The sequence below is a fragment of the Marinobacter salinexigens genome (assembly GCF_008370345.1).
Lineage (GTDB): Bacteria > Pseudomonadota > Gammaproteobacteria > Pseudomonadales > Oleiphilaceae > Marinobacter > Marinobacter salinexigens.
Map to the genome: position 1 here is coordinate 173,422 of NZ_VTUU01000001.1, position 23,363 is coordinate 196,784.

Annotated in this window: 24 protein-coding genes; 10 read left to right on the plus strand and 14 right to left on the minus strand. The window is 57.4% G+C overall.

Annotation, left to right across the window (positions count from 1 at the left end):
* Window positions 1-4: 4 nt before the first annotated feature.
* The gene (locus FWJ25_RS00835) at window positions 5-520 is read right to left on the minus strand and encodes a TlpA family protein disulfide reductase (protein WP_149598355.1); all 516 of its coding nucleotides are present in this window, start codon (window positions 518-520) and stop codon (window positions 5-7) included.
* 107 nt (window positions 521-627) lie between these two features.
* On the opposite strand from FWJ25_RS00835, the gene dsbD reads away from it, so the two are divergent.
* Both dsbD and FWJ25_RS00845 read left to right on the plus strand, forming a co-directional pair.
* Window positions 628-2,484 (plus strand): protein-disulfide reductase DsbD, encoded by a 1,857-nt coding sequence (gene dsbD / locus FWJ25_RS00840; RefSeq protein WP_149598356.1) that lies wholly within the window; start codon window positions 628-630, stop codon window positions 2,482-2,484.
* A 62-nt stretch (window positions 2,485-2,546) separates the two neighbouring features.
* Window positions 2,547-3,470: a DUF808 domain-containing protein gene (locus FWJ25_RS00845; protein WP_149598357.1), complete on the plus strand. Its 924-nt coding sequence runs from the start codon at window positions 2,547-2,549 to the stop codon at window positions 3,468-3,470.
* Between the two features lie 9 nt (window positions 3,471-3,479).
* On the opposite strand, the gene FWJ25_RS00850 is transcribed toward FWJ25_RS00845, so the two are convergent.
* The 9 genes from FWJ25_RS00850 to ubiE form a co-directional block, all read right to left on the minus strand.
* Window positions 3,480-4,199: a 16S rRNA (uracil(1498)-N(3))-methyltransferase gene (locus FWJ25_RS00850; protein ID WP_149598358.1), complete on the minus strand. Its 720-nt coding sequence runs from the start codon at window positions 4,197-4,199 to the stop codon at window positions 3,480-3,482.
* Complete coding sequence (gene tatC, locus FWJ25_RS00855; protein WP_149598359.1) at window positions 4,196-4,981, minus strand: twin-arginine translocase subunit TatC; 786 nt, start codon at window positions 4,979-4,981, stop codon at window positions 4,196-4,198. The genes FWJ25_RS00850 and tatC overlap by 4 nt, the downstream gene beginning before the upstream one ends.
* The gene (tatB, locus tag FWJ25_RS00860) at window positions 4,978-5,457 is read right to left on the minus strand and encodes a Sec-independent protein translocase protein TatB (protein WP_149598360.1); all 480 of its coding nucleotides are present in this window, start codon (window positions 5,455-5,457) and stop codon (window positions 4,978-4,980) included. Before tatB ends, tatC begins: the two co-directional genes overlap by 4 nt.
* A gap of 10 nt (window positions 5,458-5,467) precedes the next feature.
* Window positions 5,468-5,701, minus strand: coding sequence for a Sec-independent protein translocase subunit TatA (tatA, locus tag FWJ25_RS00865; protein WP_149598361.1), 234 nt, complete (start codon window positions 5,699-5,701; stop codon window positions 5,468-5,470).
* 89 nt (window positions 5,702-5,790) lie between these two features.
* A complete protein-coding gene (locus FWJ25_RS00870; RefSeq protein ID WP_149598362.1) occupies window positions 5,791-6,120 on the minus strand; it encodes a phosphoribosyl-ATP diphosphatase in 330 nt (109 codons plus the stop codon).
* 14 nt (window positions 6,121-6,134) lie between these two features.
* Window positions 6,135-6,551, minus strand: coding sequence for a phosphoribosyl-AMP cyclohydrolase (gene hisI / locus FWJ25_RS00875; RefSeq protein WP_149598363.1), 417 nt, complete (start codon window positions 6,549-6,551; stop codon window positions 6,135-6,137).
* A gap of 27 nt (window positions 6,552-6,578) precedes the next feature.
* Window positions 6,579-8,222, minus strand: a complete 1,644-nt coding sequence (gene ubiB / locus FWJ25_RS00880; protein WP_149598364.1) for a ubiquinone biosynthesis regulatory protein kinase UbiB — start codon at window positions 8,220-8,222, stop codon at window positions 6,579-6,581.
* The gene (locus tag FWJ25_RS00885; RefSeq protein ID WP_149598365.1) at window positions 8,219-8,860 is read right to left on the minus strand and encodes a ubiquinone biosynthesis accessory factor UbiJ; all 642 of its coding nucleotides are present in this window, start codon (window positions 8,858-8,860) and stop codon (window positions 8,219-8,221) included. Before FWJ25_RS00885 ends, ubiB begins: the two co-directional genes overlap by 4 nt.
* Window positions 8,860-9,651, minus strand: coding sequence for a bifunctional demethylmenaquinone methyltransferase/2-methoxy-6-polyprenyl-1,4-benzoquinol methylase UbiE (gene ubiE / locus FWJ25_RS00890; protein ID WP_149598366.1), 792 nt, complete (start codon window positions 9,649-9,651; stop codon window positions 8,860-8,862). Before ubiE ends, FWJ25_RS00885 begins: the two co-directional genes overlap by 1 nt.
* Window positions 9,652-9,777: 126 nt before the next feature.
* On the opposite strand from ubiE, the gene FWJ25_RS00895 reads away from it, so the two are divergent.
* Window positions 9,778-10,059 (plus strand): polyhydroxyalkanoic acid system family protein, encoded by a 282-nt coding sequence (locus tag FWJ25_RS00895; RefSeq protein WP_149598367.1) that lies wholly within the window; start codon window positions 9,778-9,780, stop codon window positions 10,057-10,059.
* A 9-nt stretch (window positions 10,060-10,068) separates the two neighbouring features.
* Here FWJ25_RS00895 and FWJ25_RS00900 read toward each other — a convergent pair whose 3' ends face one another.
* Together FWJ25_RS00900 and FWJ25_RS00905 are read right to left on the minus strand one after the other, a co-directional pair.
* On the minus strand, window positions 10,069-10,818 hold the full coding sequence (locus tag FWJ25_RS00900; RefSeq protein ID WP_149598368.1) for a DUF8198 family protein: 750 nt from the start codon (window positions 10,816-10,818) through the stop codon (window positions 10,069-10,071).
* Window positions 10,819-10,890: 72 nt separating this feature from the next.
* Window positions 10,891-11,814 carry an alpha/beta hydrolase gene (locus tag FWJ25_RS00905; protein ID WP_149598369.1) on the minus strand — a complete coding sequence of 308 codons (924 nt, stop codon included), beginning with the start codon at window positions 11,812-11,814 and terminating at the stop codon, window positions 10,891-10,893.
* Between the two features lie 322 nt (window positions 11,815-12,136).
* Here FWJ25_RS00905 and FWJ25_RS00910 point away from each other — a divergent pair, with 322 nt between their 5' ends.
* The 4 genes from FWJ25_RS00910 (at window position 12,137) to FWJ25_RS00925 (ending at window position 18,569) form a co-directional block, all read left to right on the plus strand.
* Window positions 12,137-13,546: a WS/DGAT domain-containing protein gene (locus FWJ25_RS00910; RefSeq protein ID WP_246166622.1), complete on the plus strand. Its 1,410-nt coding sequence runs from the start codon at window positions 12,137-12,139 to the stop codon at window positions 13,544-13,546.
* 173 nt (window positions 13,547-13,719) lie between these two features.
* Window positions 13,720-14,826 carry a porin gene (locus FWJ25_RS00915; RefSeq protein ID WP_149598371.1) on the plus strand — a complete coding sequence of 369 codons (1,107 nt, stop codon included), beginning with the start codon at window positions 13,720-13,722 and terminating at the stop codon, window positions 14,824-14,826.
* A gap of 250 nt (window positions 14,827-15,076) precedes the next feature.
* On the plus strand, window positions 15,077-16,246 hold the full coding sequence (gene nosP, locus FWJ25_RS00920; protein WP_438616550.1) for a nitric oxide-sensing protein NosP: 1,170 nt from the start codon (window positions 15,077-15,079) through the stop codon (window positions 16,244-16,246).
* A 40-nt stretch (window positions 16,247-16,286) separates the two neighbouring features.
* Window positions 16,287-18,569 carry a hybrid sensor histidine kinase/response regulator gene (locus tag FWJ25_RS00925; protein ID WP_149599029.1) on the plus strand — a complete coding sequence of 761 codons (2,283 nt, stop codon included), beginning with the start codon at window positions 16,287-16,289 and terminating at the stop codon, window positions 18,567-18,569.
* 55 nt (window positions 18,570-18,624) lie between these two features.
* On the opposite strand, the gene FWJ25_RS00930 is transcribed toward FWJ25_RS00925, so the two are convergent.
* A complete protein-coding gene (locus FWJ25_RS00930; protein ID WP_149599030.1) occupies window positions 18,625-19,302 on the minus strand; it encodes a response regulator transcription factor in 678 nt (225 codons plus the stop codon).
* A 273-nt stretch (window positions 19,303-19,575) separates the two neighbouring features.
* Here FWJ25_RS00930 and FWJ25_RS00935 point away from each other — a divergent pair, with 273 nt between their 5' ends.
* The 3 genes from FWJ25_RS00935 to FWJ25_RS00945 are packed head-to-tail and all read left to right on the plus strand — an operon-like array spanning window position 19,576 to window position 22,026.
* Window positions 19,576-20,592, plus strand: a complete 1,017-nt coding sequence (locus tag FWJ25_RS00935; protein WP_149598373.1) for an ABC transporter substrate-binding protein — start codon at window positions 19,576-19,578, stop codon at window positions 20,590-20,592.
* Complete coding sequence (locus FWJ25_RS00940) at window positions 20,589-21,365, plus strand: ABC transporter permease (protein WP_149598374.1); 777 nt, start codon at window positions 20,589-20,591, stop codon at window positions 21,363-21,365. Before FWJ25_RS00935 ends, FWJ25_RS00940 begins: the two co-directional genes overlap by 4 nt.
* Window positions 21,358-22,026 (plus strand): ATP-binding cassette domain-containing protein, encoded by a 669-nt coding sequence (locus FWJ25_RS00945; RefSeq protein WP_149598375.1) that lies wholly within the window; start codon window positions 21,358-21,360, stop codon window positions 22,024-22,026. Before FWJ25_RS00940 ends, FWJ25_RS00945 begins: the two co-directional genes overlap by 8 nt.
* A gap of 15 nt (window positions 22,027-22,041) precedes the next feature.
* Here FWJ25_RS00945 and FWJ25_RS00950 read toward each other — a convergent pair whose 3' ends face one another.
* Window positions 22,042-23,361 (minus strand): peptidoglycan DD-metalloendopeptidase family protein, encoded by a 1,320-nt coding sequence (locus FWJ25_RS00950; RefSeq protein ID WP_149598376.1) that lies wholly within the window; start codon window positions 23,359-23,361, stop codon window positions 22,042-22,044.
* Window positions 23,362-23,363 lie beyond the last annotated feature (2 nt).

Below are 23,363 nucleotides of genomic sequence, written 5' to 3' on the forward strand. Positions count from 1 at the left end.
CTTATCAATTCTGTGCTGTGCTCAGAAGGCCGCGAATATCCTCTTCGTAGCTGTCCTTGCGATCATTGTGGAAACCAATGTGCTGGCTGTGGATATTGCCGTCCCGGTCAATCAGATAGGCGCTGGGCATGCCCATGACCCTATAGGCTTCAGGGGTTGCTCCCTCGGTGTCGTAAGCGATGGTGAAGTTGGCCGGAATCTGATCGAGGAATTCGGTGGCGGCCTCTTTGTCCTGGTCCAGGTTGACGGCAACGACTTCAAAGCCCTGATCGGAATATTTGGCTTGCATATCGTTCATCCAGGGAAACGACTGGCGGCAGGGGCCACACCAGGATGCCCAGAAATCCAGCAGAACCACCTTGCCTTTCAGGTCGCTGAGGCTGACAGAACCGTTCTCGGTGGGCAGGTTCAGAGCTGGAGCAGGCTCCGCAGCCTGGGTCAGGGCAGGTATGCCGATGGCGAGGGCCAGGCTGGTAGCAACACCGAGATGGCGAAGCGGCGAAAGTGAGATCTGTGTCATAGGCAAGGCTCCGGTAGGTAACTGAAGCCAGTGTATGAGGGGAAGCTTAAGGAAGGCTTAAGGCTTTGCACCGATACTGCAGCCATTGTGTATTCCGGAGAAACAATATGATCCTCACTCGCTGCGACTTTTTGCCATCCCGGCAGTCGGCCATGGGCCTTCCCTGGTTGGATGCCCTGTTTTTTGTGGTTTGTATGATGGTGCTGGTGCCGGTCTCGGCGGCGGAAGCTGATGAGGAGTTTCTACCCGTCGATCAGGCATTCCAGCCGAAGGTCAGTTATGAGGATGGTGAGCTCGCCATAGACTGGTCGATTGCCCCCGGTTACTACCTCTATCAGTCCCGAATTTCGGCCAGGGTAGGTGGCGAAAAGGTGCCCGGAGCTTTTACCGTGGATGCCGAGATCAAGAACGATCCCTGGTTTGGTGAACAGGCCGTGTTCCATGGCCGGGCGGGCTGGGCGGCAGAGGTGCCACTGAACCAGCCGACGGAGCTCAAATACAGTTATCAGGGGTGTGCAGAAGCGGGGCTGTGTTATCCACCGCAGACCAGAAAACTGACCATTGGCCCGGCAGCATCCACCGTAATGCCGACGGCAAAGTCTCCGGCGCCCGCACCCGCGGCTGCGGGGCTGTCAGTACCTGATGAGCGGCTCGCGGATACTGCCGAGCCTGGTGGTGTGAGCGAGGCTGAGGGGCTGGCGGGTCTTCTCAGTAATGCGGGCTTGCCGGTTATCCTGGGTACCTTCTTTCTGTTGGGGCTGGGGCTGACATTCACTCCCTGCGTACTGCCGATGGTGCCGATCCTGTCCAGCATTATTGTCGGCCAGAATCAGCCCGTGTCCACGGCCCGGGGTTTTTCGCTGTCGACCGCTTATGTGATGGGAATGGCTTCGACCTACACCGCATTGGGGGTGGCTGTCGGGTACCTGGGCGCTCGTGCCAATTTGCAGGCCGCGATGCAACAACCCGCAGTGATCATCGTGTTCTCGGCACTGTTCGTGCTGCTGGCTCTGGCTATGTTCGGACTCTATGAGTTGCAGCTTCCCACAGGTCTGCGTGATCGGCTCGATCGCCTTGGGCAGAAATCCAAAGGTGGTCAGTGGCTGGGTGTTGCACTGATGGGCCTGATCTCAGCCCTGGTGGTGTCGCCGTGTGTATCGGCTCCGCTGGCGGGCGCGTTGCTCTATATCTCCACCACCGGAGATGCAGTAATCGGCGGTGGTGCATTGTTCTCCATGGCGCTGGGTATGGGCGTGCCGCTGATCCTGATCGGTACCACCGGTTCGCGAATCCTGCCGAAGGCCGGTATGTGGATGGAGCGGGTCAAGCAGTTGTTTGGTGTCGGCCTGCTGGTTGTGGCAGTGGGCTTGCTTGAACGCATACTTCCTGAAGCTGCAGCTCTGGCTCTGTGGGGTGCCTTGCTGCTGTGGTGCGGGATTCAGTTGGGTGCATTGGACAAGGTATCTGCGGGCTGGTCAGGTTCCCGCAAGACCGCCGGGATACTGTTGTCTTTGTGGGGGCTCATGCTGGTGGTCGGTGCTGCCCGTGGGCAGGGTTCAGTCTGGCAGCCTTTGGAAGGCATCGGTGTGGCGGCAACGCAAGTCAGTGTGCCCTCTGAGCGTTTTGAGGTGATTGAGGATGTGGATCGGTTGCAGGCAGTGATCCGGGAGGGACAGCCGGTGATGGTCGACATATACGCCGATTGGTGCATCAGTTGCAAGATCATGGACGAAGAAGTGTTTCAGACACCGGATGTAATGGCCTGGGCGGACCGGGTGCAGTTCATCAAGCTCGATGTGACTGATTTCTCCGATGCCCAGAAGGCACAGCTCGAAAGCTGGCGTGTTCCGGGGCCGCCGGCGGTTCTCTTCTTCAGGGGGCGGCCGGAGAAACCGCACAATCAACTGGTGGGCGAATCGTCCCTGGCAGATGTGGTCGGTGCCCTGAACCGGTTGGGTTCCTGAAGGGGTGGGGTTTCAGATAAACTCGGCGTATCTGATTCTGCAATTTCAAGGAACAACACCCCATGGCCGGAGCCAGCCTGCTTGCGCTGATTGATGACATCGCTACCATCCTGGACGATGTCTCGTTGATGACCAAAACCGCCACCAAGAAAACGGCCGGTGTTCTCGGGGACGACCTGGCTCTGAATGCGCAGCAGGTTACGGGGGTGAGCCCGGCTCGGGAACTGCCGGTGGTGTGGGCGGTGGCCAAAGGGTCACTGCTCAACAAGGCCATCCTGGTACCCGCTGCCCTGGCAATCAGCTTTTTCATCCCCTGGCTGGTGACCCCGCTGCTGATGCTTGGCGGTGCTTTTCTCTGTTTTGAAGGGTTTGAAAAGCTTGCGCACAAGTTTTTTCATGGCAAAGAAGAGCAGGCCCACAAGTCTGAACTGAAAGAGGCCCTGAAGAATCCTGCGACGGATATGAAAACCCTGGAGAAAGACAAGATCAAAGGGGCAGTGCGTACCGACTTCATCCTGTCTGCGGAAATCATTGCGATAACCCTTGGAACGGTTACCGGCGAGAGTATTGGCATGCAGTTCGTCGTGTTGACGGTGGTTGCCGTTATGATCACGGTTGGGGTCTATGGGCTGGTGGCCGGTATTGTGAAACTGGACGATGGCGGACTGTATCTGAGTCAGCGTGACGGTGCGTTCTCCCAAAAAGCGGGCCGGGCGATACTCTGGCTGGCGCCCTATATGATGAAAACCTTGTCCATTCTCGGCACCATCGCCATGTTCCTGGTAGGTGGCGGAATTCTTACCCACGGTCTGCACCCGGTGTATGAGGCGATTCATCATTTCGCTGAGGGGTTCAGCGGTGTGACGGCAGCGGTAATTCCGACCCTGGCGGATGGCCTGTTTGGTGTGCTGGCGGGTGGTGTGCTGGTGCTTGTGCTGACACCGCTGATCAAATTCTGGAATGAGAAGTCTGCCGCTAAAGCCTGAGATTCGGACTCAAAGGCTGGCATCAAACAGCCGACTCACCAGCACGGGTACGGCCGTTTCCACCCTGAGAATCCGGGCTCCAAGGTGAACGGCCTGGCAGCCTGCTTCCTGCAGTTTTTCAACTTCATAAGGGATGAAACCGCCCTCCGGGCCGATGCACAGGGCCGCTGCTGCATTCAGGTGCGTCGGGCAGGGAGTGGCTGTTCCTGGGTGGGCTACAAAGGCCTGTTTGCCTGCGAGCAGCGCCGGCAACTCATCTTCCACGAATGGCTTGAAGCGCTTGCGGATGTGCACTGCGGGCATGATGGTGTCCCGGGCCTGCTCCAGGCCCAGGGTCAGGTTTTCCAGCAGGTTGTCATCCGATAACCACGGTGTCTGCCAGAAACTCTTTTCCACCTTGTAGCTGTTGATCAGCCAGATGTCCTTTACCCCGAGGGTGGCGCTGGTTTGCAGTACCCGGCGGAACATTTTGGGCCGGGGCATGGCGAGAATCAGGGTAAGGGGCAGTGGGGCGGGTGGAGGTGTATTGAGCGTCACTTCCAGTTCGGCTTCCGATTCCGTCATCCGGACCAGGCGACCGCGGCCCATGTCACCGTTTACACGGCCCACGGTAATGGTCTCACCGGTGCTTGCCTTCAGTACCGTGTGTAAATGCTGAAGGCGCCGACCACTCAGAATAACTCTGTCCGGGGCAGTGAAGTCTTCGTCAAAGAGCAGAGCGAGGTTCATTCGCTGGCAGACTCGTCCGTCTCAGAATCATCCGTTTTACGACGGGCAAGTCGGCCGAAAATGATGCCGAACTCGAACAGAATCCACATGGGAACGGCCAGCAGGGTCTGGGAGATGATGTCAGGCGGTGTCAGCAACATGCCGATGATGAAACAGGCCACGACCACGTATGGGCGTTTGGAGGCGAGATCCTCAGGCGTTGTGGCGCCAGTCAGGATCAGCAGAACCGTAGCGATGGGTATCTCGAAGGCCACACCGAAGGCGAAAAACATTTTCAGGACGAAGTTGAGGTAACTGCTGATATCCGGCAGCTCAACAATCCCTTCCGGGCCAATGGCGGTGAAAAAACCAAAAACCAGAGGAAAGACCACGAAGTAGGCGAACGCGGCGCCGGCATAGAACAGCAATACCGAGGTGAACAGTAACGGGAAGGCCAGCCGCTTTTCGTGCGCATAAAGCCCTGGGGCCACAAAGCTCCAAAGCTGGTAGAGAATGATGGGAATGGCGGCAAACAGTGATACAACCAGCGCCAGTTTGAGCGGGGCAAAAAACGGCGAGGTTACATCGGTAGCGATCATGGTCTGACCGACGGGCAGTAGCTCCCGCAGGGGCTGGGACAGCCACAGGTAGAGTTCGTTGGCAAACGGATAAACTACCGCGAAGCAGATAATGACCGCCAGCACCATTTTCAGCAGCCGGTTACGCAACTCCAGCAGATGCTCGACGAGGGGCATTTCCTGTTGCTCAGGGGGAAGTTGATTGCCGGCTGGCTGTGAAGTCATGAACGGTTTTCCGGGGAGGCTGCTTGCTCTGAGTCCGTCGGCGTTGTGTGGCCGGACTCTTTGGTGATTTCCTGGGATTGAGACGCTTTGGTGGGCTCACCGGAGGGTGAGCTGATGTCTGCTGACGTTGAATCCTGGCGCGCCGCGACCCGGCGGGTTGCGGGGGCCGGGCGAGGTTTTTTTGCCTCATTATCGGACAGGATCATGTGCTCATATTGCCTGGCTTCATCCAGCGCACCACGAACCGTCTTTTCGACATCATCCAGTCCCACGTCACCGGCTTTGCGGAGCTCTTCCCGGAGCTCTTCGGCTTTCAGTTGCCGATCCAGCTCCGAGGTAAACTGGTTCACCATGCGCCGGGCACCACCGATCCACCGACCGGCAGCACGGGCTGCCGTTGGCAATCGTTCGGGGCCCAGAACAAGCAGGGCGATGATGCCGCAGATCAGCAGCTCAAGGAAGCCGATATCAAACATTCAGCCACTCTCAGCTGTGGGACTTGTCCCGTTGTTTGTCATCAGCGGTTGCCTGCTGGTTTTGCGCCTGGTCTTCGTTTTCCAGGGAGTCCTGGCCCGCAGGCTTGTCATCCTCATTCATGGATTTCTTGAAGCCGCGGATAGCACCGCCCAGGTCGGTGCCAATGTTACGCAGTTTCTTGGTTCCGAATAACAGGATAACAATGCCGAGTACGATAAGTAGTTGCCAGATACTGATACCCATCAGGGGGTCCTCGTCTTAATGTTGCCGTTTTATTGCATTGTACGTTAACAGAGCATGGGTTCGGAAACCCCCGGAAGGGGTAGGCCGAATTATTTATTCCGGGATGCTTTTTCTTCCAGTCCGGACAGATCGAAGCGTCGTGCCAGTTCGTCCAGCACTTCTGTGGGCCCAAGTCCCAGCCGGGACAGCATCACCATGCTGTGAAACCACAGGTCTGCGGTTTCATAGATGACATCTTCAATCTCACCCGAGTGCTCCGCGTCCTTGGCAGCCAACAGGGTTTCCGTGCATTCCTCGCCCACCTTCTCGAGGATTTTGTTCAGGCCCTTGGCGTGCAGGCTCGCGACATAGGACTTGTCCGGGTCTGAGTTTTTCCTGTCTTCCAGTACCTGTGCCAGGCGTACCAGTACGTCACTCACCTTGTTTGCTCCTTTCATTTGCTGCCGTAGATGGCATCCGGGTCTTTCAAAACGGGTTCGACACTGGTCCATTGCCCGTCTTTCAGAGTTCGGTAAAAGCAGCTGCGTCGCCCTGTATGACAGGCAATGCCGCCTTTCTGTTCCACTTTCAGCAGTATGACATCCTCGTCACAGTCGAGGCGAATATCCTTGACGATCTGTTGGTGGCCAGAGGTTTCACCCTTGCGCCACAACTTGCTACGAGACCGGGACCAATATATCGCATGGCCTTCCTCTGCCGTCAGGCGCAGGGATTTACGGTTCATCCAGGCCATCATCAGGATGTCACCGGTGGCTGCATCCTGGGCAATGGCCGGGACCAGGCCGTCGTCGTTCCAGCGCACGGCTTCGATCCAGTCAGGGTTGTCGACGTTATCGGAGGAATTTTGCATTTTTGTGAATCCTGATCGCTTAGATAGTTATCGGCTGCCACGAAAAACCAGTACGCCGGCTGCACCGAGTAGAACCCAACTCCAGACCGGGGTTTCCTGAACCCACTCGAACGCTTCCGGTTGCGTACTGAGAACTGCACCGGCCACCAGCATGATGGCCAGCAGACCGCGTCGCCAGCGCCGGTCGGTCCGGATCTGCTGTTCGCGCAGCAACTCGAGGGTAGCATTGTTCTGTTGCTCGGTAGGCCCGGTGTGGCGTAGTTGCAAAAGGGCGTCGTGCACCAGTTGTGGCATTTCCGGTGATTGCTCCAGCCATGAAGGCAAATGGCTTTGCAGGGACTTGATCAGGCCGGACGGGCCAATCCGTTTGCGCATCCAGCTTTCCAGGAACGGTTGCGCGGTGCTCCAGAGGTCCAGGTCCGGATAGAGCTGACGGCCAAGCCCCTCAACATTCAGCAGTGTTTTCTGCAGCAGGACCAGCTGGGGTTGCACCTCCATGTTGAAGCGCCGGGCAGTCTGGAACAGTCGCAGCAGGAAATGGCCGAAAGAGATGTCCTTGAGCGGTTTCTCGAAAATCGGTTCGCAGACGGTCCGGATTGCCGCCTCGAATTCGTTCACCCGGGTTTCTGGTGGTACCCAGCCGGATTGAATGTGCAACTGAGCTACTTGCCGGTAGTCGCGTCGGAAGAAGGCTAGCAGGTTACGGGCCAGATAGCTCTGGTCATCGGGCGCCAGGGTGCCGACGATGCCGAAATCGATGGCAATATATTTCGGGTCGGCAGGGTTGCTGACATCCACAAAGATGTTGCCCGGGTGCATGTCAGCGTGGAAGAAGCTGTCACGGAACACCTGGGTAAAGAAGATCTCCACACCTTTCTCGGCCAGCAACTTCATGTTGACGCCCGCCGCCGTCAGCGCCGGAACATCCGCAATAGGGATGCCGTGAATGCGTTCCATCACCAGCACGGATTTACGGGTGTAGTTCCAGTCGATGAACGGGATGTAGATCAGCGAGGAGTTCTCGAAATTCCGGCGTAGCTGGCTGGCGTTGGCGGCTTCGCGTTGGAGGTCGAGTTCGTCGTGAATGGTGGAATCATAATCTTCGACCACTTCCAACGGATGCAGGCGTTTACCTTCGGACCAGTATTTTTCCAGAAGCCCTGCCATCAGATACATCAACGCCAGATCCTGACGAATGACCCGTTCGATACCGGGGCGCAGAACTTTCACGACCACCTGCTGGCCATTAGGTAGTGTTGCGGCATGAACCTGGGCCACCGAAGCCGAGGCCATGGGGTCCGGGCTGAACTCGCTGAACAACTCCGAGACCGGAGCCCCGAGAGACGTTTCGATAATCTGTCGGGCGGTATCACTCGGGAACGGAGGTACACGATCCTGCAGCTGTTTCAGGGACTCGGCCATGTCGTCTGGTAACAGATCACGGCGGGTAGACAGGATCTGTCCGAACTTGACGAATACCGGCCCCAGTTCCTCCAGAGCAAGCCGCAAGCGGTCACCGCGACTGAGTTTGGGTTGCGGAAACAGGTGCCAGGGCGCCAGCAGGAAAAAGACTTTCAGTGGCCCGGGCAGTTCTGCCAGCGGAAGGAATGTGTCCAGCCGGTAACGGCAGAATACCCAGGCAATTCGAAACAGGCGTTGCAGGCGGGTCACGAGTTCTCCGATTGGTCTGTCTTACCGCGGCTATCGATCATGTTGAGGCGGGCTTCGAGGCGCTCAGTGCGAAGGCTCAGATCATCAATATCCTCAAAGGTGGCATTCAGTTCGCGACTGCCGGGTAGCAGACGGCTTTCTTCGTGCACATACTCTTCGAGATTGGCGTTCATTGAATCAAAGGCCTGGCGACTCCACCTGACAGCTTTGCGGATGCGCTTGCCAAGAAAGTGCGCGGGAATATCGCCGATGTGGCTGGCCATGGCGGCTTCCCAGTCCGGGTCAAGCTGATTCAGTGCCCGTTGTAGCTGGTGGGCAAGGGCTGTGTCCCCCGCGACATCCAGTCGCCCATCACCGAACACGGCGTCGTCACCGAGTGCCAGTGCCGCGAACGCAATCGGGCGGCCACTGATTTCGAGTGCTGGCGTTTCCGCCGGCTGGCTGCTGACCTGGACCCGTTCTCCGGTTCGCTGCAGGGAATAGGTGAGATGCACAGGTGCCGTGACATTGAACTGTACCGGCCCCTGCAGTGCGTCGAGCAATGCTTTTTGTCCGGCCGGATCCAGATCGAGGGCACGGTTCAATGCGCCCTCAACAATCGAGGAAACTGCCGCAAGCAGGGTGGGGCCGGGGAACATCAGGGTTTAATTCCCACGTGCAGCGCCACAATGCCGCCAGTCATGTTGTGATATTTGCAGTTCACCAGCCCGGCGTTTTCCATCATACCCTTCAGGGTTTCCTGATCCGGATGCATGCGAATGGACTCTGCCAGGTATTTGTAACTTTCGCTGTCACCGGCAATCAGCTGGCCCATCAGTGGCAAAGCACTGAATGAATAGGTGTCGTAAGCCTTGCTCAGCAGCGGATTGGTGGGCTTGGAAAACTCCAGTACCATCAGCTTGCCGCCAGGCTTCAGTACCCGGGCCATATCCCGCAGAGCCTGGTCTTTATCGGTAACGTTGCGCAGGCCGAAAGCGATGGACACCGCATTGAAGCTGTTATCCGGGAAGGGCAGGTGCTCGGCATCTGCCTGCACATACTCGATGTTGCCGGCATAACCGCGGTCGGTCAGACGGCTGCGGCCTACCTGCAGCATGGAGGCGTTGATGTCCGCCAGTACCACCTTGCCGCCGGGGCCTACGAGGTCAGAGAATTTCATGGTGAGGTCACCGGTGCCGCCGGCGATGTCCAGCACCTGATGGCCAGGGCGCACACCGGAAAGCTCTATGGTGAACCGCTTCCAGAGCCTGTGGATGCCCATGGACATAAGATCGTTCATGAGGTCGTACTTGCCGGCCACACTGTGGAACACCTCGGCTACCTGGCCCGCCTTCTCACTTTTGGGGACATTGCGGAAGCCGAAATGGGTGACGTCGTCCTGGTTCTGGCCGTTGGGGGCCTGACCGGTTGGCGTTTGTTGCTCGCTCATGAGAGATGTCCTGTCTGAATCTGAACCACGTATTCTAACGGTTGGGGGGGGCGCGACAAGGGTAGCGACAAGTTTAATCCGGCCTTACACTGTAAAAACGTTCAATTTCCGAGAGAAAACTGATCCATGTCTGTCATTGATGTACACCGCCCCCATAGCCTCGACAAGGAACATGCCCGTCAGGCCGCCGAAACACTGGCTCAGGATTTGTCGAAGCAGTTCGACGTCAACTATCAGTGGGAAGGCGACGTGCTCCGGTTCAAGCGCAGTGGCGTCAAGGGCCAGCTCACCATCGATCACGCCGATCTGCATATTCGCCTGGAGCTGGGTATGCTGCTGCGGCCATTCAAAGCGAAGATTGAACAGGAAATCAACAGCCAGCTGGATCAGATCGTCGGCAACGGCTGACCGGCCATCTTACAGGTCGCCCGGAAGCCGGAACGGGTCCGGGTGGCCTGCCACCACATTCGCCATCACCCTGCTTTCCCGCACCACCAGCCTGTCGATCAGGGTATTCACATCGTCCATTTTACGGAACGCGGTATAGCCGCGGTGCAGGAAGTCGTGCAGGTCACTGAGATCGGCCATTTCCGCCGGGGTTCGCGTCATTGTCAGTAACCAGCCCAGTGTCCGGTTGCGGACGTATCGGTCCAGTTGCTGGCCGACTTCAGCCACAAGAGCAATCTGCCGTTCTCTCTCAACACGTTGTCCGCTTGTTCTGAATGCTTCGCAGTAATGTTCTGTGCTGAAGGCTTCTGCCGGGATCTGGTTGCGCTCCAATTGCTCCGCCAGTTCAAGGTCCAGCCTCTGGGTGAGCATGTTGAGTTCCACCAGTCCGGCGAACGTGTCCAGCAGGTTGTCTGGCAGCCATTTCACCATTTTAGGAAAGACTCGATCGATGTTGTCGTCGCGGCGGGTCATGCCGGCCGGTGCATACAGATCGGTCAGCAGAAATTCGAGTCCGGTGTGGTAGCCCGGATGTTCGTAAAGATCTTTATGGGTGGTTTTCAGGCGTTGAGCCTGCCAGTCGGCAATCCGGAAGGTATTGTCGAGCAGCGGGTGAGCATTCTTGTGCTGGCGAAAATCGTGATAGTCCAGCAGCAGGCGCTGTAGCCGATGGGCGCTGTCAGACGTTACCCGGGTGTTGACCAGGCGCTCTCGGTACATGGTGCTGTGGCTCCGTTAAACCGTATTTCAGAGGGCGGCTAGTTTAACGGAGCTTGGTCGGGGATGCAGTATTCAGCTTTGCGCCGCGGCGGGAAGGGTGTCAAATCCCGGTACCCACTCTTTGCTGTCCAGCGTGATGAAGTGGCTGGGAGCTTTGGTTTCTACTATTCGCATGGTCGTGGGGCTCTGGCGGGCGCTGGCGAGCATCGCGGTGCGGTCGAGAATGCGGTCTACTGCCGGGATCAGGAAGGTGCCGTGGCGCACATGGTGGTATACCGACGTGTCCGTCCGGGCCATCCAGTCCATGATGTTCTCGATATTGCGAACAATGGTCAGGTGGTCTCGGGTGGAGGAGAACAGCTTGTCCAACAGCTGCTTCTTACGCGGGTTCATCCGCCCAAAGAACGTCTGTCCGTAGGCTGACGAAGGCGCACTGTTGATCAAACGGATCAACCAGGGCCACATGCCATGGCTGACCGGTTCCAGAAGCATGGTGACCAGTGCATGCAGGCGTCCTTGCGGCAGAACCGGGGCTTCCAGCACGACCTCTACATTTTCATAAAGCTCGGGCCACTGGCTAATGGCCTCAAGAATGACCGCGCCGCCGCGGGAATGACCATGCACACGGATGTTTTGGGTAGTTGGCAGGTTGGACAACGCCTGGTTCAGAATACAGGCATCGTATTCAATGGTGGCTTCCAGGTGTTTGATCGGCACTTCCCACTGGGGGCTTTCCGGCGTCACGCCGTTGACCGGAATGTGATAGTTGCTACAGGTCAGCAGAATGAGCTCGGTCGTTGGCGCTTCATAGGCCTGGGTAAAGTAGCAGTGGTTTTCAAGAAAACCGTGCACACCGATCACTGTCTGCTCGGCTTCTCCGCTGTGATTGCGGACTGAAACAGCGCCTTGCCCAACGCGGAAGACGCGCCCCGAAAACATTTCAGAATAGGCACTGTCGATTGGTTTGATCAGTTTACGAACATGGCTCGCTTTCATAACGGCTCTCCCACCAGCACTGCAATGGCCTTTTATTGATCTTGGAAGTTGCTGGTCATTCTTTTGTACCGCGAATCCAGGGCGTATTTATTGGCGCTGGAAACTGCATTTTCGGCTCCCAAGGGCCAATCCCTTACTTTGGTTATCGATTAATAACCATTGCATTAAGGCTTATAACCAGTATAGGGCCGGCGAATTACTCAAGTGTAATTTTTTGTAAATGGTGGCGACCTCCTGGTATATGGAGACGATGAGGGTTGTCTGGCACAATGCGGAGTTCGGTTTTTACTTACCTCCATCAATGACCCGGGGATGTTCAGGTTTGAGTCACCAGCAATCGCACCTCCTGCTGCCTGCGGATTCAGCCTGGCTGGCCCTGGAAAGACCCGGAAATCCCATGACCATTACGGTCATGCTTCGGGTGGAGGGCCTTACCCCCGCCCGCTTCCGGGAGTTTCTCGACGTGTACTGGCTGGCCTGGGAGCGTTTCCGGTATATGCCAGCCAGGAAAGCTGCCGCCTGGTGGTGGGAGCCTGATCCGGTTTTTGACCCGAAGCATCACCTTGACGTTGTCCTCGACAGGTTCACCCGGGAAGAGCTTCAGGATTGGGTATCTGCCCGGTTGAACCAGCCGTTGGCGATGTATCGACCGCGATGGAAGTTCTGGCTGGCCCCTAACGCTGAAGGTGGCGCAGCCCTGCTGTTGCGGATTCATCACTGTTACGCCGATGGGCTGTCTTTGCTGGGCATCTTTGACCGTCTCTGCCCGCCATCTCCGCAGCAACATCCCGCCGTCTACGGTGCTGCTGAAAGTTCTGATTTCTCCCGCTGGACTGAATCCGCCCAGGCGTGGCTGGCGGAGCTGGTTAAAACACCTGAACAACCGCACTCCCCAGCTGATGAATCGGGACACGAAGGGCGGGATGCCGTGAGTTTTCAACAATTGGGCGGAGTGCTGGAGCGGTTGGCTCACAGCAGTGTGCGTCTGGTCCATGAACTCAGTGAATTTCTGGTGGAACCTGCGGATTCTCCTTCGGAGCTGAAGCGGCCGCTGTTGGGTAGGCGATCCTGTCGCTGGTCCCCTCCGGTGCCCCTGGAGCGCTTCAGGGCGATTGCGAAAGCAACCCGGGTGACCATTAATGATGTGCTGCTCAGTTGTGTCGCTGCAGCGGTTCGGCCCCGGCTTGGGTTTGATGAGGCTGAACTGGATGACGCTGTCCTGCATGCGGCGGTGCCGGTGGATATCCGCAGCCGTTTGCCGGAGTCGCTGAAGCCGGAAGCGGGTGATCTGGGCAACTTTTTTGGTACGGTCTTTGTCCCTTTGCCGGTGGATGGGGAGAGCTCTCTTGAAAGACTCTACCGAATCAAGCACGAAACCCGCAGACTGAAAAAGAGTTGGCAGCCCGGAATTTCATGGGGGCTGGCCTCCAGCGCCTCCCTGATACCGGAAACCTTGCGTCAACCCATATCCGATGTGCTCTACCACAAAGCCAGTGCTGTAGTTTCGAACGTGCCCGGAACACCTGAGCCGAGATACCTCGGAGGCTGCCCGATCACCGAGCAGATGTTCTGGGTTCCCCAGGCGGGCGATATTGGTCTCGGAATCAGCATCGTCAGCTATGGCGGGCAGGTGCAGTTTGGTGTGGTGGCTGATGAGGCGGTACTGACCGATCCCGATGCATTCCTGAATGATTGCCTTTCTGAACTGGAGCGGTTTCCGGGCGGGTATTAATCCCAAAGTCCTGTTTCCGATGCCTCCCAAATGAGCAGAAAACCTGCTCCCTTGACGCATTTCCGAAATTTCCCCTCTGGCCGACCATGGAATTCAGGCGACAGACCACGCCTCGGATGACCGGACTGTCCGGTATCCAGAACCCAGATTTCCAACAACAACCCGGGGGAATTATGAAAAACAACAACTTCAGAAAGTCAGGGCTGGCTATGGCCATGGTTGCCGCGATGGGCGCAAGCGCGGGTGCCAATGCGGCTGTTGAGGTGTACAACGAAGACGGCACATCGTTTTCTGTAGACGGTTATTTCAACGCGTTCTTCGTGAACCGTGACGACAAGATTGCGGATACCCGCAGTTCTGACGTCAAGATGGGCTTCCTGCCCAATACCATCGGCTTCAACTTCAGTAAGGAGATGGGGGAGCTGACTCTGGGTGGCCGCTCTTCATTCTGGTCCACCATTAACGACAGTCTGCAGTCACCGACGGATACCGCCATCGATGTTCGTCAGCTCTATGCCACCGTTGACGGCAGCTTTGGTCAGGTGTTGATTGGTAAGGACTTCGGTCTTTACGCACGTAACAACATCTTCCTTGATGAAATCCTGATGGGCTTCGGCTCTCCCGGTGCGCCGACGGGTGTTTCCTTTGGTAATATCCGGACCGGTTACCCCTACCCCAATCCATCGGCCCAGATTACCTATCGTACGCCTGATATGGGTGGCCTGAAGGTTGCTGCAGGTATTCTTGAGCCTGCCAACACGACCGGAGCAACGTCGGAGCAGTCTGCACCGCGCTTTGAAGCTGAAGCGACCTACGCTGCTGACCTGAGCGGAGTCGCCCTGACAGCCTGGGTGAACGGCCGTTACCAGAGTTCCGAGAACGTCACCACGTCCGAATCCATCGACTCAACCGGTGTGGGCTACGGTGTTAAAGCCGCTGTCGCTGGCCTGTCTCTGACCGCTTCCGGCTTTACCTCCAAGGGCGATGTGCCGGTGTTGATTACTGATGCCACCCTGGCCTCAGAGGAAGACGCGGATGGCTTCCTGGTTCAGGGTTCCTACACCCTGGGCAGCAACCGTCTGGTTCTCTCCTATGGTGAGACCGACTCTGAACAGGGTGACTTCGAAAGCGAAAGCACCACCATCGGCGTGTTCCATGATGTAAACAGCAACTTCAAGCTGGTTGCCGAATACAACATGTTCGAGCAGACCGTGAAGTCGTCTGGTGCTGACGCTGTCGATGCGGACACCGTCGCACTGGGTGCCATCGTTACGTTCTGAGCGTTTACGTAGCGAGGGTCAGCTCCCGGCACTGCAGGATGCCGTTGTCGGGAGCACCTGTACTAAGACTAAAGTGCCGGTTTGTTCCATTGTGAGCCGGCAGCGCCACCAGGCATTGATTCAGGGGGTATTTAAATCAATGGCTTATGATCATTTTGGCGCACCTATCAAAAGCACTGAAGTCGCATTGGCTGCGTATGTGGATGCCGTAAAATCGGAAGAATCCCATTCACGTCTGGAGCCTGTTGAAATGAAGCCAGCGACGACTCTTCCTGCGGTTCGCGTCGCCAGCTCCAGCGTCCGTGACCCCATGCTGGCTGCCACCAACCTCGCCAGTCAGCTTGACCATGAACATCTTGGCTGTGTTCTGTTTTTTTGCTCGGCTGAATACGACCTGGGGCGCCTCGGAATTGCTCTGGAACATGCGTTTGGCAAGGTCAGGGTGTGCGGTTGTACCTCTGCTGGTGAAATTACCCCCGAAGGCTATGGCCGTGGTTGCATTACCGCGATCGGGTTTGATGAGCGGTATTTTGCCATCGATTGCGCTCTGATCAGTGAGCTGGACAATTTTACCCTGCAGGATGCACAGGGCGTCATTGATGGTTTGCTATCGACCTGCCGGGATGCCCGGCTGGCACCGGTCAAGGGCAATACGTTTGCGATTACCTTGCTGGATGGACTTTCAAGCCGGGAAGAGCTGGTACTGGCAACCCTGAATGCGGCCCTCGGCACTATTCCTCAGTTTGGCGGCTCGGCCGGAGACGACGAGCGACTGGCCAATACCCATGTTTTCTATGACGGGAAATTTCACACCGGGGCGGCCACCGTCCTGCTGGTAAACACGCCACTGGATTTCCGGGTGTTCTCAACACACCACATGGTGGATCGTAGCGAGAAACTGGTCGTTACCCGTGCCTGTGCGGAGAGCCGCACCGTCTATGAGCTGAACGCCGAGCCTGCTGCCGATGCCTACGCCAGGGCAGTGGGCCTGACCGTGGATGAACTGGACAGGAAAGTGTTTGCTCTTCGGCCCCTCGGCGTGAAGATCGGTGGGCACTATTTCATCCGTTCAATCCAGAGGGTAAATCCGGACAGAAGCCTGACATTCTATTGTGCCGTAGAAACCGGCATCGTCATGACCGCCATGGAACCGGAATCTCTGCTCGACACTGTGCGCACCCAGATTGAAGCATCTGAACGTAGCGTCGGGCCGCCACTGGTCACTATCGGTTGCGACTGCTTTCTGAGACGCCTGGAAGCGGAGCTGACCGGAGAAGTGGAGGCCGTGTCGGAGTTTCTGCGACATCACAAGGTCATTGGCTTCAACACCTATGGCGAGCAGTTTGACGGCATGCACATCAATCAGACGTTTACGGGGGTGGTCATTGGTCAGCCTGATGCCCGTTCCGGGCAGTCCTGATTCTGAGCGCGATTCTGCTTCTGACAAAGGCGCCCGGTCGATGAATGGCGGGGATACCTCTTGGGATGAAGGGCGGGATGATGAGCGGGACCAGCGTATTGCCGAACTGGAGGCGGAGAATGAACGCCTTCGCAAGATTCGTGATGCCCTGATCGTACGGGTTGAATCCGGTTCTTCCCACAAGCCGGAGCCCTACGCAGCCTTTGAGCATTCCGTGGTGCTGGCTGAGCAGGTGCGTGAGCGCACCGAGGCGCTGAATCAGGCGATGGAGGAACTCAAAGATAGCAACAAGGCCCTGAGCCGTGCCCGTGAAGAAGCCGAAACGACCCGCCAGCGCCTGAGCGATGCGATTGAGAGCATTGCCGATGGCTTTGTCTTGTTTGATCACCAGCACCGCCTGATCCAGAGCAACAGTCGCTTCCGCAGCTACTGGCGCCATGCCGGGGTGAACCCGCCGGAGCCGGGTACTGCCATTGTTGATATGAAGCAGCAGGCCCTTACCTGCGGGCTGATTGTGGAAGAACACAGCCATCCGGATTCTGAAGGCGTGGTATTTCTGTTGTCCAATGGGCGCTGGGTCCAGATGACTGAACGGCCGACTCGTGAAGGCGGCCTGGTGGTTCTGTATTCCGATATCACCGACGTCAAGAACAGTGAAATGGCGAGGCGAATCAAGGCGCTGGAAGAAAGTGAGCGGTGGATTCGGGTGGTGACCGACCATGTTCCCGCGCTGATTGCCTATGTCGGAGCTGACCTCACTATCCAGTTCTGCAACAAGGTGTACGAAGCCTGGTACGGGCGCCGCGGAGAGTCACCCCTTGGCAAGCACCTGGTGGATGTTCACTCGCCTGAACTCTACGAGCGCCTGATGCCCCACATGCTCGAAGTGCTGGATGGGCACAATGTCACGTTCGAATTTGAGGAAACCGGCGAGCGGGGTGAGGAGCGATACATGCTGCGCTCCTATGTGCCGAACTTCGATGAGCAGGGCGATATTATCGGCTTCTTTGTGTTGATTCGGGACATTACCGAACGGCGCAAGACGGCCCTGGCACTTGAGCAGGCATACGACAACCTGGAACGCCGGGTAAAAGAACGTACGGCGGCCCTGACCGGATTGAACAACCAGTTGCGTCAGGAAATCGGCGAGCGCGCTGCGGTAGAAGCGCGTTTGCGGGATGCCAAGCTTGAAGCGGAGCGGGCAAACCTGTCCAAAACCAAGTTCCTGGCGGCGGTGAGCCACGACCTGTTACAGCCTCTGAATGCCGCGCGGCTGTTTACCAGTGCCTTGCAGGAGCAGTCTTTCGGGCCGAAGGCAGAAGGGCTGGTGAGATCGGTCAGCACGTCGCTGGATGATGTTGAGAATCTGCTGGGTACTCTGGTGGATATATCGAAACTGGATGCGGGGGTGATCAAGCCGGATGTCACGGCTTTCGACCTCCGGGATCTGCTCAACAACATTGCCCGGGAGTTCCGCCAGATGGCGGTGGCCGAGGGGCTGACGCTCGATTTCGTGCCATCGTCTGCGGTTGTCGAATCGGATTCCCAGCTATTGGCCCGGATCCTCAGAAATTTCCTGACCAATGCCATTCGCTACACCGGACATGGTCGTATTCTGCTGGGCTGTCGTCGACAGGAAGATCACGTGCTGATGCAGGTCTGGGATACCGGGCCGGGTATCCCCGGGGACAAGCTTTCTGAAATCTTCCAGGAATTCAAGCGCATTCGTCCGGAGGGCGCCCCTGCCGACAAGGGGTTGGGTCTCGGGCTGGCCATTGTGGACAAAATATCCCGAATGCTGGGGCATGAAGTGACGGTCTCCTCCACGGAAGGACGAGGGTCTGTGTTCAGCGTTCGGGTTCCTCTCGGAAAGCTTTTGCCCAAACGGCCGGGGACGGACGAGTCTCGCCTGCCGTTGATTGATCAGGGGCTGGGCGGAGCCCGGGTCTGGGTCATCGATAACGATCATGCGATCTGCGAAGGCATGCAAACCGTTCTGGAAGGTTGGGATTGCCAGGTGGTGACGGCAGTTTCTCTGGCGGACCTTGAGCGTCAGCTAGACCCGGCCAGCAGCCCGGTAGATGTGATTCTGGCTGACTATCACCTGGATAACGACGAAACCGGCGTAAATGTCGTTGCAGCCATCAACGGTCGGCGCCAGACCCCGGCGCCGGTGGTCATGATCACAGCCAATTACACCAACGAGCTGAAACAGCACATCCGGGATCTCGGGCATGTGTTGATGAACAAACCGGTCAAACCACTCAAGCTTCGCAGTACCCTCAATCACCTGATCCGTTGCGGCGGGCGCGTAGGGCCGTAACTCAGGTATGAAAAAGCCGGGATTTTCCCCGGCTTTTTCGGCTACCAATACCCGTTCAGCGTTTCAGGTATTGACTGAAATCCACATCGCTGGCGGACAGAATGGCCTGTACCCGGTTGTGAACGCCGAGTTTCCGGAGGATGGCGGAAACGTGGGCTTTGACGGTGGTTTCGGCGATGTTCAGGTTGTAGGCAATCTGTTTGTTGGACTCGCCCTTGGACATACGCTCGAGAACCAGAAGCTGGCGACGGGTCAGGGAGTTCAGCAGTTCCGGTGAAATGGGATTCTCATCACTGCGGTTGCGGCGGCTGGAGCTTTCCTTGCCGGTACGGATGATGTCGGAGGGCAGGTACACGTTGCCATTGAGGATTTGCTGGATGGCGTCGGTCATCTGGTCCCGGGGTGACGACTTGGTGATAAATCCAACTGCTCCGTAGGTGATTGCCTGAAGAACGACCTGTTTGTCTTCCTCTGCGGAAACAATCACCACGGGAATGGTGGGGGCCTCGTTTCTCAGGGTGATCAGGCCGTTGAGGCCGTGCATGCCCGGCATATTGAGATCGAGCAGGATCAGGTCCAGATCGTCGTTCTCCCGGGTCACCTCCAGTGCGCTGTCCAGATCGTCTGTTTCGATAATCTCGCTACCTTCGAAGCCTGAAGAAATCACGCTGGTGATGGCTTCCCGGAAGAGAGGGTGGTCGTCGGCAATCAGGATTTTGTAAGCCGGCTCCATGAATGTATCTACCTGCTCATTGTCGGTATCAGGGATTGTGTCCGAATCATGATAGCTGTTTTCGGAAGAGAGTGCGGCATCAAGCTCATTCAACATGGCGGCCTCCTGTGGCAGAGGGCAGGTTGCGCTGGTATGCGGCGCCGGGCCTCTGGTTATTATTGTGATGATTCCATTACACGCCATACCGGCCATGAGTTGAATGCGACCATCGCACCAAAAAACAGGCACCAAAGTACTATTCTTGACCGTTATCAGGGTTCGTATCGTGATGGTATGAATCTACAAAAAACAATAATACGCCGTTGTCGCCGGAAGCCGGATCGCACCTGGAGAATCCGGGCATTCCTGATCGCCGTGTTGTTTGGGAGTGGGATAGCCTCCGGCAACGAGGCTGGCGATTCTTCTTTGCCGGTGCTCACGGTCAGTGTGCTGCAGTTCGGTACAGCCCATTGGGAACTGGACCACGTTAAACACCAGCAACTGGATCGTCAGAACGGATATCGGTTGATTCTGAAGCCGGTGGCCAATCTGCCCGCTTCAAGGCTGGCCGTGACCAGTGGTTCAGCCGATGGTGCAGTGGCTGACCTGCTTTGGGCCCAGGCTCGTTTTGAAGCTGGAGTACCATACCTCTACCTGCCGTTCTCCGCCCAGATCGGTGACATAGTTGTTGCTGACGACTCGCCCATCAACTCGGTGGCCGACCTGATGGGGAAGCGCATTGGTGTGGCGGGTGGGCCGGATAGCAAAGGCTGGATCCTGCTTCAAAAGGTGGCTGCACAGCAGGGACTGGATCTGGCGGAGACTGCTGAGGTGCAGTTTGCCGCGCCACCCTTGCTCAGCCAGGCACTCAAAAGAGAACAGCTGGATGTCATTGTTACCTATTGGCATTTTGCGGCCCGCCTCAAAGGGGAAGGGGGCTGGCGATCTGCCTTCGGGATGGCCGACCTGCTCCGCGCGATGGATCTTGATAGCAACCTCCCGGTACTGGGGTATGTTTTCCCGGCCGACTGGGCAGCAGACAACCGGTCATTGATTGACCACTTTGCTCGCTCCCTCAGCGATGCCAAAACCGGGTTGGCGGGGCATTCTGCCTATTGGCAGAGGCTTCGGCCGCTAATGGGCAATCCAGAAACGGGAGTGTTTGAAGCGTTAAAGAAAGGCTTCCTGGTCGGAACGCCATCCCTGCTGACGGACAAACGGATCGAAGACCTGCATCGCCTGCTGGAATTGACCGGTGCGGACGCCGGTCATCTGATGCCGGCGGAACTGTTCTATCGGGGGCCCCGATGAAACAGGAAACGGGACGACCACCCGCCTGGTGTTACTGGGTGGTATTGCCTCTGCTGGTGGCGGTATGGGCCGGCGTGGCGTCCACGCTGAACACACCCCTGTTGCCGATGCCCTCAGACGTGCTGAATGCACTGCTGCAGGAGTCCCAATCCGGAGCCCTCTGGCACCACCTTGGCGCCACCCTGGCGAGGGTGGGAGTAGCCTTCGTGCTGGCTATGCTGATGGGAACGTTTATCGGTATCGCGATGGGGCGCTCAAAGACAACCAACGCCCTGTTTGATCCACTGATGGTGTTATTGCTGAACCTGCCTGCTCTGGTCACCATCATCCTGATGTACGTCTGGTTCGGGTTGGTGGAAGTGGCTGCGGTGATGGCCGTGGTGATCAACAAGGTGCCCAATGTGGCCGTGACGGTTCGGGAGGGTGCGCGTAGCCTGGACAGCCGCCTGGAAGACATGGCATCCGTGTACGGGTTTTCCCGCTGGCAACGCTTAAACGATGTCTGGTTGCCTCAACTGTTTCCCTATCTGATGGCCGCGACCCGGGGCGGACTGGCACTTATCTGGAAGATCGTATTGGTGGTTGAATTGCTGGGTCGCTCCAATGGGGTCGGATTTCAGCTGCACATGGCCTTCCAGGTATTCGATGTGGCGTTGATTCTGGCATACAGCCTGGCGTTTATCGCGGTTGTCCAGTTGATCGAACTGGCTATCCTGCAGCCGCTGGAACGCAGAGCAAGCCGTTGGCGTCAACCTGAGGGCGTCTATGCTTGAATTAGATATTCGGGGGCGGGATTTTAATCGCCCGGTGCTTGGCGAGGTACGAGCCAGTATTTCAGCCGGGGACCGGATCTGCCTGTTGGGGCCTTCGGGCATAGGCAAAACCACTCTGCTGAACGCCATTGCCGGGCTCGATAAGTCCATTCCGGCCTCTGCGGTCGTTGGTCGCGACGCGCTTAACGTGGGTTATCTGTTTCAGGAGCATCGCCTGTTACCCTGGCGAACCCTGAAAGCCAATCTGAAGCTGGTGGGTGTTTCGGGAGCGGCTGCTGAAGATCTGCTGGCCCAGGTCGGACTGGATGGCTACTCGGATTACTTTCCCGACCAGCTTTCCCTGGGAATGGCGCGACGGGCTGCTCTGGCCCGATGTCTGGCGGTGAAGCCGGATTTGTTGCTGCTGGATGAACCTTTTGCGTCTCTCGATCCGGTGATGGCGAACGAATTGAAGCGGTTAATAAACCGGATTCTCGACGACCACCCGGATATGGCCATGATCTGTGTGACCCATGATGAAGCCGATGTGGATATCCTGGCGAACCGCCTGTGGTACCTGGATGGCAAGCCCGCCCGTCTGATGTGGAACGATGCCGTTCGCGGAGTGGGGCGAGCCCGTCAGCTTCTTGGGCAAATGCGAGAGTTGCACTCAGCGGACTGAGTGCGGTCAGTGGTCTTAGTCAAACAGTGAGGGGGCCTTCGCATACAGGACATCGGAGCGGCTGCCCGCATATTTCATGATGGCCAGTTGCTGCCGGACTCCTGATTTGAAGGCCGCCAATTCTGTCTTCGGAATCGCAGCCGCGGTCGGGATGTCGGCCGTCAGGGGATTTACCGGATGACCCTTCAGGTGAAGTTCGAAATGAAGGTGGGGACCGGTGCTTCGTCCGGTATTCCCGGATAAGGCAATTCTTTCCCCACGCTGAACCCGGGCTCCCCGCTTTACCAGAACCTTGCTCAGGTGAAGGTAGCGCGTTGTGTGAGCACCGCCATGGTCAATGTCCACGTACCGACCGGCATAAGGGTGGTTGCCAACCCGGCGGACAACCCCGTCACCGGTACTGACAACGGCAGTGCCTAGCGGTACTGCCAGGTCAACACCATTGTGGGGACTGCGTCGGCCGGTGATCGGGTGCAAACGTTTCGGGTTGAACGGTGAACTCACCCGGTAATGCCTGGCGGTAGGCCAGCGCAGGAATGCAGGTGTTACGCTGTTGCCGTTCTCATCGTAGTAATTGCCGTCCTCAAACCGGAACGCATAGTGTGTTGTTTTTCCTCGTTCGAGGGATATGGCTGACAGCCGGGTGTTGCCCGTGCTCTTCTGTCCTGACACTTCGTGTTCGACAACGGCGCTGAAGGTGTCACCGGCTCGCAGGTCCCTCCTGAAATTCAGCTTGTTTTGCAGCAGTTGGTCTATCAGAAGGATCTCGCCCCGGTCGAGGCCTGCCTGGGCAGCAGAGGCGTAAAAACTGCCTTTGATGCTGCCCCTTATGACTTCCGAGATCCAATGGGTTTCGGCCTCGTATTTGTCGTATTCAAACGTGCCGTCCGGTTGCCTGCTGAACACCACCTTACGGGCAGGATCCAGGTGGAGTGTCAGTGTTGTAAACCGGTCCCGGGCGTCAAACTCAAGAGACAGCCGAGAGCCCGGCACGAGCGTTTCCAGTGCCAGGTACTCGGAGTCCGCCGCCAGGATATTTTTCAAATCACTCTGTGGCGCATTGCTGGATTCGAAAATCTCACTCAGCGTATCTCCCTTCCTGACCAGCCAGACCCTAGTGTTCCCCGTGGCGGAATCGGTTGTATGCCCGGCTGCGCCGTCAGTCGCCCCGGAGCCTTTGGAGGCTGTCGGGATGGCTTTCGGCTGGGAGGCGTCGGCATGGGTGGCAAGGGCTGATAATAAGGGAGTGGGTAGCAGTCCCATCACCGCAATGAATGCTCCCAGAACGACCAATACAAGTTTATGGCGTGAGATCAGGGCATTCGGGCGGGTCATGT

Coding starts and splice junctions, on each gene's coding strand:
- dsbD (WP_149598356.1), top strand. CDS start 628: ATGATCCTCACTCGCTGCGACTTTTTGCCATCCCGGCAGTCGGCCATG.
- FWJ25_RS00885 (WP_149598365.1), bottom strand. CDS start 8,860: ATGTTCCCCGGCCCCACCCTGCTTGCGGCAGTTTCCTCGATTGTTGAG.
- FWJ25_RS00930 (WP_149599030.1), bottom strand. CDS start 19,302: ATGGAGCCGGCTTACAAAATCCTGATTGCCGACGACCACCCTCTCTTC.
- ubiE (WP_149598366.1), bottom strand. CDS start 9,651: ATGAGCGAGCAACAAACGCCAACCGGTCAGGCCCCCAACGGCCAGAAC.
- tatC (WP_149598359.1), bottom strand. CDS start 4,981: ATGACTTCACAGCCAGCCGGCAATCAACTTCCCCCTGAGCAACAGGAA.
- FWJ25_RS00950 (WP_149598376.1), bottom strand. CDS start 23,361: ATGACCCGCCCGAATGCCCTGATCTCACGCCATAAACTTGTATTGGTC.
- FWJ25_RS00935 (WP_149598373.1), top strand. CDS start 19,576: ATGAATCTACAAAAAACAATAATACGCCGTTGTCGCCGGAAGCCGGAT.
- FWJ25_RS00940 (WP_149598374.1), top strand. CDS start 20,589: ATGAAACAGGAAACGGGACGACCACCCGCCTGGTGTTACTGGGTGGTA.
- FWJ25_RS00835 (WP_149598355.1), bottom strand. CDS start 520: ATGACACAGATCTCACTTTCGCCGCTTCGCCATCTCGGTGTTGCTACC.
- nosP (WP_438616550.1), top strand. CDS start 15,077: ATGAAGCCAGCGACGACTCTTCCTGCGGTTCGCGTCGCCAGCTCCAGC.
- tatB (WP_149598360.1), bottom strand. CDS start 5,457: ATGTTTGATATCGGCTTCCTTGAGCTGCTGATCTGCGGCATCATCGCC.
- FWJ25_RS00905 (WP_149598369.1), bottom strand. CDS start 11,814: ATGAAAGCGAGCCATGTTCGTAAACTGATCAAACCAATCGACAGTGCC.
- FWJ25_RS00845 (WP_149598357.1), top strand. CDS start 2,547: ATGGCCGGAGCCAGCCTGCTTGCGCTGATTGATGACATCGCTACCATC.
- tatA (WP_149598361.1), bottom strand. CDS start 5,701: ATGGGTATCAGTATCTGGCAACTACTTATCGTACTCGGCATTGTTATC.
- FWJ25_RS00925 (WP_149599029.1), top strand. CDS start 16,287: ATGAATGGCGGGGATACCTCTTGGGATGAAGGGCGGGATGATGAGCGG.
- FWJ25_RS00945 (WP_149598375.1), top strand. CDS start 21,358: ATGCTTGAATTAGATATTCGGGGGCGGGATTTTAATCGCCCGGTGCTT.
- FWJ25_RS00915 (WP_149598371.1), top strand. CDS start 13,720: ATGAAAAACAACAACTTCAGAAAGTCAGGGCTGGCTATGGCCATGGTT.
- FWJ25_RS00895 (WP_149598367.1), top strand. CDS start 9,778: ATGTCTGTCATTGATGTACACCGCCCCCATAGCCTCGACAAGGAACAT.
- FWJ25_RS00850 (WP_149598358.1), bottom strand. CDS start 4,199: ATGAACCTCGCTCTGCTCTTTGACGAAGACTTCACTGCCCCGGACAGA.
- hisI (WP_149598363.1), bottom strand. CDS start 6,551: ATGCAAAATTCCTCCGATAACGTCGACAACCCTGACTGGATCGAAGCC.
- FWJ25_RS00900 (WP_149598368.1), bottom strand. CDS start 10,818: ATGTACCGAGAGCGCCTGGTCAACACCCGGGTAACGTCTGACAGCGCC.